At 70.1% G+C, this 12,794-nt stretch carries 8 protein-coding genes and 4 tRNA genes; 8 read left to right on the top strand and 4 right to left on the bottom strand.

Annotation, left to right across the window (positions count from 1 at the left end):
- Both ACGFRF_RS37185 and ACGFRF_RS37190 read right to left on the bottom strand, forming a co-directional pair.
- A partial coding sequence (locus tag ACGFRF_RS37185; protein ID WP_393747784.1) for a DEAD/DEAH box helicase occupies positions 1-1,966 on the bottom strand: 1,966 nt, incomplete at its 3' end.
- Positions 1,967-2,255: 289 nt separating this feature from the next.
- The gene (locus ACGFRF_RS37190; RefSeq protein ID WP_393747867.1) at positions 2,256-2,768 is read right to left on the bottom strand and encodes a hypothetical protein; all 513 of its coding nucleotides are present in this window, start codon (positions 2,766-2,768) and stop codon (positions 2,256-2,258) included.
- A gap of 352 nt (positions 2,769-3,120) precedes the next feature.
- On the opposite strand from ACGFRF_RS37190, the gene ACGFRF_RS37195 reads away from it, so the two are divergent.
- The 5 genes from ACGFRF_RS37195 (at position 3,121) to ACGFRF_RS37215 (ending at position 5,598) form a co-directional block, all read left to right on the top strand.
- The gene (locus tag ACGFRF_RS37195; protein WP_393747786.1) at positions 3,121-3,471 is read left to right on the top strand and encodes a metallopeptidase family protein; all 351 of its coding nucleotides are present in this window, start codon (positions 3,121-3,123) and stop codon (positions 3,469-3,471) included.
- A gap of 196 nt (positions 3,472-3,667) precedes the next feature.
- Positions 3,668-5,236, top strand: a complete 1,569-nt coding sequence (locus tag ACGFRF_RS37200) for a metallophosphoesterase (RefSeq protein ID WP_393747788.1) — start codon at positions 3,668-3,670, stop codon at positions 5,234-5,236.
- Between the two features lie 80 nt (positions 5,237-5,316).
- Positions 5,317-5,389: transfer RNA gene (locus ACGFRF_RS37205), tRNA-Glu, on the top strand.
- A gap of 36 nt (positions 5,390-5,425) precedes the next feature.
- Positions 5,426-5,500, top strand: a tRNA-Asp gene (locus ACGFRF_RS37210).
- 24 nt (positions 5,501-5,524) lie between these two features.
- Positions 5,525-5,598: transfer RNA gene (locus ACGFRF_RS37215), tRNA-Phe, on the top strand.
- A gap of 198 nt (positions 5,599-5,796) precedes the next feature.
- On the opposite strand, the gene ACGFRF_RS37220 is transcribed toward ACGFRF_RS37215, so the two are convergent.
- Positions 5,797-6,855 carry an ABC transporter permease gene (locus ACGFRF_RS37220; RefSeq protein ID WP_393747790.1) on the bottom strand — a complete coding sequence of 353 codons (1,059 nt, stop codon included), beginning with the start codon at positions 6,853-6,855 and terminating at the stop codon, positions 5,797-5,799.
- Between the two features lie 144 nt (positions 6,856-6,999).
- Here ACGFRF_RS37220 and hrpA point away from each other — a divergent pair, with 144 nt between their 5' ends.
- The 3 genes from hrpA (at position 7,000) to ACGFRF_RS37235 (ending at position 11,582) form a co-directional block, all read left to right on the top strand.
- Positions 7,000-10,944: an ATP-dependent RNA helicase HrpA gene (gene hrpA, locus ACGFRF_RS37225; protein ID WP_393747792.1), complete on the top strand. Its 3,945-nt coding sequence runs from the start codon at positions 7,000-7,002 to the stop codon at positions 10,942-10,944.
- 96 nt (positions 10,945-11,040) lie between these two features.
- A tRNA-Asp gene (locus tag ACGFRF_RS37230) sits at positions 11,041-11,115 on the top strand.
- 275 nt (positions 11,116-11,390) lie between these two features.
- Positions 11,391-11,582 (top strand): DUF6274 family protein, encoded by a 192-nt coding sequence (locus ACGFRF_RS37235; RefSeq protein ID WP_393747794.1) that lies wholly within the window; start codon positions 11,391-11,393, stop codon positions 11,580-11,582.
- Positions 11,583-12,041: 459 nt separating this feature from the next.
- Here ACGFRF_RS37235 and bldC read toward each other — a convergent pair whose 3' ends face one another.
- Positions 12,042-12,248: a developmental transcriptional regulator BldC gene (bldC, locus tag ACGFRF_RS37240; RefSeq protein ID WP_003949541.1), complete on the bottom strand. Its 207-nt coding sequence runs from the start codon at positions 12,246-12,248 to the stop codon at positions 12,042-12,044.
- Positions 12,249-12,794: the final 546 nt, after the last annotated feature.

Here is a 12,794-nt window from a genome sequence, read left to right on the forward strand (position 1 = left end):
CACCACGGTCACCCCGGTCGTCCCGGCGCTCGAAGCCCCGCTCGCGGTCACGGTCGAACGGACGGCGCTCGTCGCGCCGCTCGAAGGAACGGCCACCACGGTCACCCCGGTCGTCCCGGCGCTCGAAGGAGCGGCCACCGCGGTCGTCGCGGCGCTCGAACCCACGGTCGCGGTCACGGTCCCGGTCGAACGGACGGCGGTCGTCGCGGCGCTCGAAGGAACGGCCACCACGGTCACCCCGGTCGTCCCGGCGCTCGAAGCCCCGCTCGCGGTCACGGTCGAACGGACGGCGCTCGTCGCGCCGCTCGAAGGAACGGCCACCGCGGTCGCCGCGGTCCTCGCGCCGCTCGAAGCCCCGCTCGCCGCGGTCGTCCCGGCGGTCGAAGCCGCGCCGCTCCTTGCGCTCGTACGGCGCCGAGGCCGCCGGGCGCTCCTCGCGCTCGGTCTCGCGCGACGCCGACTGCTCGGTGGCGACGGACGCCTCGACCACGGCCTCCGCCGCGGCCGCCTGGGCCTCGGCCACCGCGGCCTCCGGGTCCTCGCCGCGCTCGCGGGCGACCCGGGCGACCAGCCGGTCGGCCTCCTCGCGCAGCTCGGTGGCGCGGCGCTGGGCGCGCTCCAGCTGCTTGGTGAGCTGGGCGACATCGCGCTCGGCCTGCTGGGCGGCGTTGTTCGCGGACTCGGCCTGGACCTCGGTCATGGAGCGGGCGCCGGTGATCTCGGCGACCTCCGGGTCGAAGGCGCCGGCGCCCTGGATGATGTGGCGGGCCGCGTCGACGCCGGCGTCCTCCATGAGGCGGAAGATCTGGCGCCGCTGGTGCGGCAGGGAGAGGGAGACGACCGTGCCGGTGCGGCCGGCGCGGGCGGTGCGGCCGGCGCGGTGCAGGTAGTCCTTGTGGTCACCGGCCGGGTCCACGTTCAGCACCAGGTCGATGCCGTCGACGTGGATACCGCGCGCGGCGACGTCCGTGGCGACCAGGACGTTGACGTACCCGTCCTTGAAGTCGGCCAGGGTGCGGGTGCGGGCGCCCTGGGTCATGCCGCCGTGCAGCGCGTCGGCCTTCACGCCGGCCTCGCGCAGCTGCTCGGCGACGCGGTCGGCGCCCAGCTGGGTGCGGACGAAGATGATCGTGCGGCCCTTGCGGGAGGCGATCGCGGCCGTGACCGGCGCCTTGTCCTTGGGCTTCACGATGAGGATGTGGTGCGACATGGTCGTCACCGCGCCCTGGGCCGCGTCCACCTCGTGCAGGACGGGCTCGTTCAGGTAGCGGTCGACGAGGGTCTTGATCTCGTTCTCCATCGTGGCGGAGAAGAGCATCCGCTGGCCGCCGGCCGGGACCTGGTCGAGCAGTTCGGTGACCTCGGGCAGGAAGCCCAGGTCGGACATCTGGTCGGCCTCGTCCAGGACGGCGATCTGCACGTCCTCCAGCGAGCAGGCGCCGCGGTTGATGATGTCGCGCAGGCGGCCCGGGGTGGCGACGAGGATGTCGACGCCGCGCTCGAGGGCGTAGATCTGGTTGCCCATCGAGGTGCCGCCGCAGACGACCTTCATCTTCAGGCCGAGGACGTCGCCGTACGGCTGGAGGGCGTCGGCCACCTGCATGGCCAGCTCGCGGGTCGGGGTGAGGATGACCGCGCGGGGCTTGTGCTTCTGGGTGCGGCCACCGGCCAGCGTGGCCAGGGTCGGCAGACCGAAGGAGAGGGTCTTGCCGGAGCCGGTGCGGCCGCGGCCGAGGATGTCCTTGCCGGTCAGGGCGTCCGGGATGGTCGCCGCCTGGATCGGGAAGGGGGTGGTCACGCCGTTCTGTGCGAGCTTGCGCACGATGCCCTCGGGGAGGCCGAGGTCGGCAAAGGTGGTCTGGGGGGTGTCAGCGGCCTCGGGGGCCTCGGTGACCTCGGTCGTCACGTCGGTGAGTTCGTTCTCGTTCTCGGACACGACGATCTGGTCAGTACTGGACACGGACATGCGAATGCGAAACCTTCCGGAGTCTCGTCGGCACGCGCCCGTCAACTCCGTGATTCGCTCACGACCGCCTCAATGCGGTCCGCCACGGCAAGGGAGAGTACGCGCCACACGGCGCGCTCTGTGGTGGCGCCGGGCAAATGGGATCAAACGATCTACCACCATACGCACCCACCACCCCTGAGTGCAAACCGAGCCCCGTAGCCGCAGCTCAGTGAGACTTTTCCCGTCGCGGCAGCGCTCAGCACGACGGCGGAATCCACCGGCGCCCACCGCACCTCGCCCCCGGCCGTCATACCGCCATGCCCGCCGCGGGCGCCGGTTCCCGCTGGACCAGCTGCGGCCCCGTCTCCTCGTGCGCCGAGGAGGACGGCTCGGCCGACGGGGGCTCGGAGGGGGGCGGGGGCGGCGGGGTGGAGGCCGGCGGCTCGGGCGGGGCGGAGCTGGGCGGGGACGTCGGCTGCTCCTCGGTCGGCGCCGGGTCCCCGGGCCTGACGGTCTGCCCCGGCTTCGCCGGCGCCGTGGACGAGCTGTCCGCCCCGGACGGCGTGGCCGACGCCGAGACCGACTTCCCCGGCTTCTTCTTGCCGCCGTGCCCGTGCTTGCCGTCGGCCGCCGCACCGTCGTCCCCGAAGCCGCCCGCACCGTCCACCGGACCGCCGTCCGGTGCCTCAGCGCCGCGCTGCCCCGCCGAGTGGGAGGGCCTGGCCCGGCCCGCGTCGTCACCCACGTTCACGCAGCCGGCGGCAGCGGCGACGGCCAGCACCGTGACGGCCAGACGGACGGGTACGTACAAGGGGCGCACGGCGGCCACCTCCGGGGTGGGCAAGGAAGGGAGTCAACCTCCCCAACTCCCGTCGCCCGCAGGAGGACACGCGCCGCGTTCCAACCGGCGCTCACCCGTGCCTCACGCCCGGCTCACTCGTGGCCGAGGGCATGCGGCCGGGCGTCGTCGAGTCATCGCGACCCGCGCCGTCCGCCGCATCCCGTACGCGTGGGTCCGGCAGACCGAGCCGCTCGCACTGGATCGGCGATCGACCCGCCCTCCGCTGGAAACCCCACCCACCACTGAGGGCGTGACGCCGGGGCCGCACGGACCGGCATGGAACTGTTCCGCCCGGCCCCCACTCTGCCCGGTCGTCCCGGACAATGGCACTGTGCTGGAGATGACACGCGACAGGTTCGAAGAACTCGTGAGTGAGGCCCTGGACCAGATCCCGCCGGAGCTGACGCGGGTCATGGACAACGTGGCCGTCTTCGTGGAGGACGAGCCGCCCGCCGACGACCCGGAGCTACTGGGGCTGTACGAGGGGACCCCGCTCACGGAACGCGGCGAGTGGTACGCGGGCGTGCTGCCGGACCGCATCACGATCTACATGGGCCCGACCCTGCGCTACTGCGAGACAACGGAGGACGTGGTCCAGGAAGTGGCCGTGACGGTCGTCCACGAGGTGGCGCACCACTTCGGCATCGAGGACGCACGGCTGCACCAACTGGGCTGGGGCTGACTTCCCGGCGACCCGCGCGCCCGCTCCATGAGCCGCGTCAGCTCCGCGGGATCAGGTCGAGCGCGCCGGCGACCAGCTCGTCGAACTCCGCGCGCGTCATCTCCAGCACAGGTCATGGTCCGGTACGCGTGGACGGGGCCGCGGTAGGCGCGTGTGCCGTCGCATATCCGCGCGGGGACATGGGCATACGGGACCAATGGCCCGCGTCCCCGTCGCAGCCCTGAACCGCATGCTGAACCGGACCCCGAACCGCCTACGCCCTCGTACGACCACGCTGCCCGCCCTGGAACTCGCCGCGCGTCCCCGTCCCTGGCTCCGCGCCCTCGGCCTCACGGCGGTCGTCCTCGTCGGCGCCTGGCTGGGCCTGCTGATCGTCGGCAACGTACGCGCCCCGGTCGGCCCGATGAACACGACGATGGCGCTGCGCCCCTCCCTCACCGGCGGCACGAAGATCAATATCTCCCCGCTGGGCGCGCTGACCCTGGACAGCCATGTCGCCCCCGTCCGCCTGGACGTCAACGTCGACCAGCTGGACCCGCTCCGCTCACAGGCCCTGGTCGACCACCCGGAACGGCTCTCCGGCCTCCAGGACGAGGTCGCCCAGGACGTCGAGCACGGCACGCTCGACCTGGCCGTACGGTCCTGCGTCGCCGTCGTCTCCGGCGCCACGGCCCTCGGCCTCGCCGTCTACCGCCGCCCGCGCCGGGCCCTCGCGGCCGGTGGACTGGCCCTGACCCTGCTGGCCGCCTCGGCGGCGACGGCGTACGCCACCTGGAACCCGAAGTCGGTCCTGGAGCCGAAGTTCTCCGGGCTGCTCGGCTCGGCGCCGTCCGTGGTCGGCAACGCGCGCAGCATCGTCACCGAGTTCGACGTCTACCAGAAGGAGCTGGCCCGCCTGGTGACGAACGTGACCAAGCTCTACGAGGTCACGTCCACGCTCCCGGCCTACCAGCCCGACCCCTCCACCATCCGGGTCCTGCACGTGTCGGACATCCATCTGAACCCGGCGAGCTGGAAGATCATCGCCTCGCTGGTGAAGCAGTACAAGGTGAACGTGATCGTCGACTCGGGCGACACGATGGATCACGGCACGGCGGCGGAGAACGGATTCCTGGACCCGATCGGGGACCTGGGCGTGCCGTACGTCTGGGTGCGGGGCAATCACGACTCCCGGACCACCCAGCGCTACCTGGAGCGCATGAAGAACGTGCACGTCCTGGACGACGGCCGGGCTGAGACGGTCGGCGGCCTGCGCTTCGCGGGCATCGGCGACCCGCAGTTCACCCCCGACCGCTCGGCGGTGCCCGGCGGCAACGCCTCCGAGGAACTGGCGGGCGACCGGCTCGCCAGCGCCCTGCGCGACCAGCGGGCGGCCGGCACGCCGGCGGACGTGGCGATCGCCCACGAACCGTCGGCCGCCCGTGAGACGGACGGCGAGGTCCCGCTGGTGCTGTGCGGCCACCTGCACCACCAAGGCACCGAGATGCTGAAGTACGGCACCCGGCTGCGCATGGAGGGCTCCACCGGTGGCAGCGGCCTGCGTGCGGTGGAGCGCCAGTACCCCGCCCCCATCGAGGCCTCGATCCTCTACTTCGACCGCGACAGCCGCCGCCTCCAGGCCTGGGACGCGATCAAGCTGGGCGGCCTGGGGCTGACGACGGCCGAGGTCAGCCGCCATCTCGCGGACGAGAACCGCCCCGAGACGTCCCCGAGCCCGACGCCCTCCGCCACCCCGTCCGGGGTGCCGTCGCGCCGCACTCCGTAAACGGTTTTGGCGATACCCCCCGCCATCCCATATGCTTCTCACGTCCCCGACGCGCTGAGAAGCGCCCAGGCGGGCCGATAGCCCTCATCGTCTAGCGGCCTAGGACGCCGCCCTTTCAAGGCGGTAGCACGGGTTCGAATCCCGTTGGGGGCACGCAAGATCGTGTGCGACACTGTTGCACACAAGCTTGGTCCTGTGGAGCAGTTTGGAGTGCTCGCCACCCTGTCAAGGTGGAGGCCGCGGGTTCAAATCCCGTCAGGACCGCTGGTGTTTCACGTGAAACACCGTGGCTGGGTAGCTCAGTTGGTACGAGCGTCCGCCTGAAAAGCGGAAGGTCGCCGGTTCGACCCCGGCCCCAGCCACCGCTGCCCATCAGGGCAAAGTCCCCTCCGAGGATTTTCGGGGGGGACTTTTTCGTGCCCGCGACATCACCCGGTGACACCAACGCGTCCCGTGGCACGGACGCGCGGGTGCTCGGCCGAGCTCGCAGCCGAAGTAGGCACCGGGCAAAAGGCGTTCGCGATGCGCAACGTCTGCGACCGGGGAGGCGACGGACGGGCCTAGGCCGCGTGGGCCCGGTGTGTCGGGCGGCCGCCCGGGTGCCGGTGCCGCCAGATCAGGAAGACCGCGCAGGAGACGACCGCCCAGCCCGCCAGCACCAGGAACGGGAAGGCGTGCTGGTGGCCCCGGAAGTACACCGCGGTGTGCTGGGCGTTCACCGAGGCACCGGGGGGCAGCCAGCGGCCGATCGTGCCGAGCGGGGACGGCAGCAGCGGCCAGGAGACGGCACCCCCGGACGAGGGGTTGCCCAGCAGCACCATCAGGCCCCACGTCGGCAGCATGGCCCAGCGCCCGACGAGGGTGTTGAACATCGTGAACACCATGCCGGAGGTGAACATCGTCAGGACGAGGATCAGCCAGGACTCCGCGAACGGCAGCGTGAGCGCCCCCAGCAGCCAGTCCACCACCGCGGCGATCACGAACCCGCCGAGCAGGGCATAGGCGGCGATGAAGGCGATGCGCTCCATGGGGTTCAGCTCGCGCGCGTGAACGCTGAGCTGGATGGCTCCGACAAAGCCGATGATCACGGCCGCGAGTGAGATGTAGAAGATCGCCAGACCTCTCGGGTCGCCCTTCTGCAGCGGCTTGAGGTCGCGGACGACCACCGGTGTGCCCGTGGCCTTTCCCACCTTCAGCGCCGCCTCGCCGAGCAGCTGGGCGACCGTCGACCCCGAAGCCCCCGACACGTCCAGGGTGATCACCCCACCGCCGGGGCGCGCCTCGAAGACCGCGAACACCTTCTGCTCGGCCACCGCGCGCACCGCCGTCCGCCGGCCGGCGTACGGGTGCAGCTTGAGCGAGGCGTCCAGGGCCTGCTCCATCCCCCCGATGAAGCGCCGGGCGGCCGGCTCGTGGTAGGCGCCGGTCACGGCGGTGGGGATGCTGTGCGGGGTCGGGTTGGCCATGGCGTACGTGTAGGAACCGGCGAAGAGACCGGCAGCGGCGGCCACGATCAGCAGCAGGACGGTGGCGGGGAGGAAGGGGGACGCCCGGAACGCCGCGAGGCGCTCCGCGCGGGTGGGCGGACGGCCGTGTTCTCCGTGCGGCGAGTCGGGCATAGGGATTACGCTAGGCCATTCAGTGCATATCTCTCCTGCCGGAAGCTCCGTCGACACAGTCCCGCGCCCCTTCGGGTCGGCCGGTGCGAGCCCCGGTCAAATCGTTCGCGTGTTTTTGGGGCGGGGTGAGATCCTGGATCGCGTATGTCTACGCATCCCGCCCCCGCCCTCGGCACCCTCGCCCCCCGACTGACCGAGTTGTCGCTGCGCGACGCGCACCGGCTCGGTCGTCGGCTCGAGGGCGCGCGCAAGATCCGTAAGCCGGAGGCCCGCGCCGCCGTCCTCGCCGATATCGACGCCGAGGTCGGCAAGGCCGAGGCCCGGATGGCCGAGCGGCGCTCCCGTGTGCCCGCGGTCACCTACCCCGAGCAGCTGCCCGTCAGCCAGAAGAAGGACGAGATCGCGGCCGCCATCCGCGATCACCAGGTCGTCATCGTCGCAGGTGAGACCGGTTCCGGGAAGACGACGCAGATCCCGAAGATCTGCCTGGAGCTGGGACGCGGCGTCCGGGGCATGATCGGCCACACCCAGCCCCGCCGTATCGCCGCCCGTACCGTCGCCGAGCGGGTCGCGCAGGAGATGAGGACCCCGCTCGGCGAGGCCGTCGGCTGGAAGGTCCGCTTCACCGACCAGGTGAACCAGGACGCGACCTTCATCAAGCTGATGACGGACGGCATCCTGCTCGCCGAGATCCAGACCGACCGCGAGCTGCGCGCCTACGACACGATCATCATCGACGAGGCCCACGAGCGATCCCTCAACATCGACTTCCTGCTCGGCTATCTCGCCCAGCTGCTGCCGAAGCGGCCGGACCTGAAGGTCGTCATCACCTCGGCGACCATCGACCCCGAGCGCTTCTCCCGGCACTTCGGCGACGCCCCGATCATCGAGGTCAGCGGGCGGACGTACCCGGTGGAGGTGCGCTACCGGCCCCTGCTGGAGCAGGACTCCGAGGACGCCGACCGCGACCAGATCACCGCGATCACGGATGCCGTCGAGGAGCTGATGGCGGAGGGCAAGGGCGACATCCTGGTCTTCCTCTCCGGCGAGCGGGAGATCCGGGACACGGCGGACGCGCTGGAGAAGAAGAAGTACAGGTTCACCGAGGTACTCCCGCTCTACGCCCGGCTGTCCCACGCCGAGCAGCACCGCGTCTTCCAGCCGCACACCGGGCGCAGGATCGTTCTGGCGACCAACGTCGCCGAGACCTCGCTGACCGTCCCGGGCATCAAGTACGTGATCGACCCGGGCTTCGCCCGGATCAGCCGCTACAGCCACCGCACCAAGGTCCAGCGGCTGCCCATCGAGCCGATCTCCCAGGCCAGCGCCAACCAGCGCAAGGGCCGCTGCGGACGTACGTCCGACGGCATCTGCATCCGGCTGTACAGCGAGGACGACTTCCTCGCCCGGCCGGAGTTCACGGACGCGGAGATCCTCCGTACGAACCTCGCCTCCGTCATCCTGCAGATGACCGCGGCCGGCCTCGGCGACATCGAGAAGTTCCCCTTCATCGACCCGCCGGACCACCGCAACATCCGCGACGGCGTGCAACTGCTGCAGGAGCTGGGCGCACTGGACCCGGACCAGAAGGACCCGCGCAAGCGGCTGACGGACACCGGGCGCAAGCTCGCCCAGCTGCCCGTCGACCCCCGCCTGGCCCGCATGGTCCTGGAGGCCGACAAGAACGGCTGTGTCCGCGAGGTCATGGTGATCGCGGCCGCCCTGTCCATCCAGGACCCGCGTGAGCGCCCGGCGGACAAGCAGGCCCAGGCCGACCAGCAGCACGCCCGCTTCAAGGACGAGACCAGCGACTTCCTGGCGTACCTCAACCTGTGGCGGTACGTCCGCGAGCAGCAGAAGGAGCGCGGATCCAGCTCCTTCCGCCGGATGTGCAAGCAGGAGTACCTGAACTTCCTGCGCATCCGCGAGTGGCAGGACATCTACACCCAGCTGCGCACGGTGGCCAAGCAGATGGGCATGCACCTCAACGAGGACGATGTCCCCGGCGACCGCATCCACGTCTCCCTCCTCGCCGGCCTCCTGTCCCACATCGGGATGAAGGACGTGAAGGACGGCGCCAAGAACGAGTACCTGGGCGCCCGCAGCGCCAAGTTCGCGATCTTCCCGGGCTCCGCGCTGTTCAGGAAGCAGCCGAAGTTCGTGATGTCGGCCGAGCTGGTGGAGACCTCACGGCTCTGGGCGCGGGTCAACGCCAAGATCGAGCCCGAGTGGGTCGAACCGCTCGCCGAGCACCTGCTCAAGCGGACCTACAGCGAACCGCACTGGGAGAAGGACCAGGCGGCCGTGATGGCGTACGAGAAGGTCACGCTGTACGGCGTCCCGATCGTCGCCCAGCGGAAGGTGAACTACGGCCGCATCGATCCCGAGGTCAGCCGCGAGCTGTTCATCCGCAACGCGCTGGTCGAGGGCGACTGGCGTACGCACCACAAGTTCTTCGCGGACAACCGCAGACTCCTCAGCGAGGTCGAGGAGCTGGAGCACCGCGCCCGGCGCCGGGACATCGTGGTCGACGACGAGACGCTGTTCGACTTCTACGACCAGCGGGTGCCCCAACACGTCGTCTCCGGTGCCCACTTCGACTCCTGGTGGAAGCGGAAGCGGCACGAGCAGCCGGACTTCCTGGACTTCGAGCGGGAGATGCTCATCCGGGAGTCGGCGGAGGCGGTCACCAAGGCCGACTACCCGGACACCTGGCGGCAGGGGCAGCTGAAGTTCCGGGTGACGTACCAGTTCGAGCCGGGCGCGGACGCCGACGGCGTGACCGTGCACATCCCCCTCCAGGTCCTCAACCAGGTCACCGACGAGGGCTTCGACTGGCAGATCCCGGGCCTGCGCGAGGAGGTCGTGACGGAGCTGATCCGCTCCCTGCCCAAGCCGATCCGCCGCAACTACGTGCCCGCGCCGAACTACGCGAAGGCGTTCCTGGAGAAGGCGGCGCCCCTCCAGGAGCCGCTCACCGTGACGATGGCGCGCGAGCTGAAGCGCATGGTCGGCGTCCCCTTCGAGGCGGACGACTTCGACTGGGCGAAGGTGCCGGACCACCTGAAGATCACCTTCCGTATCGTCGACGAGCGGCGCCGGAAGCTGGCCGAGGACAAGGACCTGCAGGCACTGAAGCTGCGGCTGAAGCCGAAGGCGCGCAAGGCGCTCTCCCAGGCGGCGGCCGCGACCGCGACCCGGGAGGGCGGCGAGTCGCTGGAGCGCAAGGGCCTGACCGACTGGACGATCGGCACGCTCACCCGCGTCTTCGAGACCCGCCGGGCCGGCCAGCCGGTGAAGGCGTACCCGGCGCTGGTGGACGACGGCGACACGGTCTCGGTCCGCCTCTTCGACACCGAGGAGGAACAGTCCGAGGCCATGTGGAAGGGCACCCGCCGGCTGATCCTGCGCAACATCCCGGTGAATCCGGCGAAGTTCGCCTCGGAGAAGCTGACGAACGCCCAGAAGCTCGCCCTGTCGGCCAACCCGCACGGCTCCATCCAGGCGCTGTTCGACGACTGCGCGATGGCCGCGGCGGACAAGCTGATCGCGGACTTCGGCGGGCCGGCCTGGGACGAGGAGTCGTACCGGAAGCTGTACGACAAGGTGCGCGCGGAGATCGTGGACACGACGGTCCGCACGGTGGGCCAGACACAGCAGGTTCTGGCGGCCTGGCAGGCCTGTGAGCGCCGTCTGAAGGCCGTGGGCAGCCCGGCGCTGCTGGCGAACCTGACGGACGTCCGCAAGCAGCTGGACGCCCTCGTGAAGCCCGGCTTCGTGACGTGGGCGGGCATACGCCGGCTCCCCGACCTCATGCGCTACCTGGTGGCCGCCGACCGTCGCCTGCAGCAGATGCCGACGAACGTCCAGCGGGACACCACGCGCATGGAGAAGGTCCACGAGATGCAGGACGAGTACGCCTGGCTGCTGGAACAGCTCCCGCAGGGACGGCCCGTCCCCACCTCGGTGCTGGACATCCGCTGGATGATCGAGGAGCTGCGGGTCAGCTATTTCGCCCACGCGCTGGGCACGGCGTACCCCGTCTCCGACAAGCGGATCGTGAAGGCGATCGACGCGGCGGTTCCGTAACCGCTCACGCACGGGGGGTGAGTTCGACCAGGCGGCTCACCTCCTGTACAGTCTCTTCTCGCAGCGCAAAACAGCAAGTCGAGCGCAGCGAAACCTGGTCCTGTGGAGCAGTTTGGAGTGCTCGCCACCCTGTCAAGGTGGAGGCCGCGGGTTCAAATCCCGTCAGGACCGCATATATCGAGTGAGGCCCGCGCCCGGCAAGGGATTGCGGGCCTCACTCATGTCCCGCCACCTCCGGGTGCTCGCCGAGCTGTCGAGGTGGCGGCCGCGCCCGCGGCGGAGCCGCCAACGGATGCAGCGCATCCCGTCAGGACCCCAGGGACAACCGCCCCGCCGGGGCCCTTCCGCGTCGTCCGCACAGCCGCCTGCGCCCTTGACGGCGTCACGGTCCGCCGGTACCCAGAGAACAGGGCCCGTTCCTCCTGTGCGGCCCCTGGAGGTGGCGTATGGCGGCATCGGCCAGGCACGAGACGCGGGCGCTCCTGAGGGCGCATCTGTCGGCCGCCTCGTCCTACCGGCATCTCACCCGCCACTGCCCCATCTGTCATCGCCTGCAGCGGCTGGCGATGGACGCCGGCCCCCGGCCCCAGGACACGAGCGAAGACGCCGTCGAGGACGAAGGTCCCCGCAGCGCGTGACCGACGGTGGCGCCAACCCCGGTCGGGGCGTGGGACGCTGGAACACCTGCTTCCACTAGCGCACCGGAGCCACGGGCAACAAGCGGCCCGGCGTGTGACGGGAGTCACCGCATGACTTTTTGCAGAGGTGGCATTTACCCCCGTCATACAACTGGTCAATTTAATATGTGCAATTGCACCTGACCCAGAGGCCACCCACAGGGCTTCCGACACCCCTCCCCAGACTCCGACAAGCCCGCTCACAGCGGGGCCCGCACGGCCGCGACCAGCGCACAAAAAAGATCGCGCTGGACTCGGCGGAGTCCAGCGCGATCCACGACGCACCCTGTGTCGCTGCCTACAACGTTCTCTTCGGCTTGGGCGAGGGCCCTGTTGGGGCAGGTCCCGCGTCGCTTGGAGCTAGGGTTTCGGGCGCCTTGGCGGGTTGGGGGAACCAGCCGTATCGCCCGTTTTCAGTTGTCAGGCCTCGCTGCGCTGCTGCGGAATGCCCGCGAGCAGAGCGCGGACCTCGGCCTCGCGGTAACGGCGGTGCCCGCCGAGCGTACGGATGGACGTGAGCTTGCCGGCCTTCGCCCACCGCGTGACCGTCTTGGGGTCGACGCGGAACATGGTGGCGACCTCAGCCGGGGTCAGCAGCGGCTCGGCATCAGGGGTGCGAGCGGTCATGAGCGGCCTCCTCGGGAGAACCGAACCTTCTCGGTTCTTTCCTCTAAATTCTGCACCTTGACCCGCGTTGCCCGAAATGGCGGACGCGAGTCGAGTCGGTTATAGGACGAACGGCTTGTCCTCGGCACTACAACTACACCATCTGTCCAGCCCGGTCGGCCAAACCGATGGAATTGCCCTCCCAGGTGTTCATCAGCGACGGAAGCCGATGGACCATGCCATAGCGGACAGTCACGCCACTGTGACGATCAGTCACAGGACGATCAGGAGTCACCAGACCCCCCAAAGCATGCAATGCGGAGATTCCGCCCACAATGGCGCATAGCTGGGCGGACGGAGCCCTCCCCGGGCTCCTTGTCCTATTTTGGCATGAGGAGGGGCAAGAGGCGCAAGGGCCCAGTACGTGCGGTCCATCACGCTTCAGCCATCCTGGACGCAAAAGCCCGGATCGGGACCAACGTCCCATCAACTGGTGAAGTGCCGTTGACCGTACGCTGTTCGACGACGTCTCAGCTGTGACCTAGGTCACCTTTTCGGTGTTTCTGT

The organism is Streptomyces sp. NPDC048521, from assembly GCF_043199855.1.
Classification (GTDB): Bacteria; Actinomycetota; Actinomycetes; order Streptomycetales; family Streptomycetaceae; genus Streptomyces.

Bases quoted from the DNA above. Each gene is read 5' to 3' on its own strand.
- ACGFRF_RS37200 (WP_393747788.1), top strand. From the start codon at position 3,668: ATGGCCCGCGTCCCCGTCGCAGCCCTGAACCGCATGCTGAACCGGACC.
- ACGFRF_RS37220 (WP_393747790.1), bottom strand. From the start codon at position 6,855: ATGCCCGACTCGCCGCACGGAGAACACGGCCGTCCGCCCACCCGCGCG.
- hrpA (WP_393747792.1), top strand. From the start codon at position 7,000: ATGTCTACGCATCCCGCCCCCGCCCTCGGCACCCTCGCCCCCCGACTG.
- ACGFRF_RS37235 (WP_393747794.1), top strand. From the start codon at position 11,391: ATGGCGGCATCGGCCAGGCACGAGACGCGGGCGCTCCTGAGGGCGCAT.
- bldC (WP_003949541.1), bottom strand. From the start codon at position 12,248: ATGACCGCTCGCACCCCTGATGCCGAGCCGCTGCTGACCCCGGCTGAG.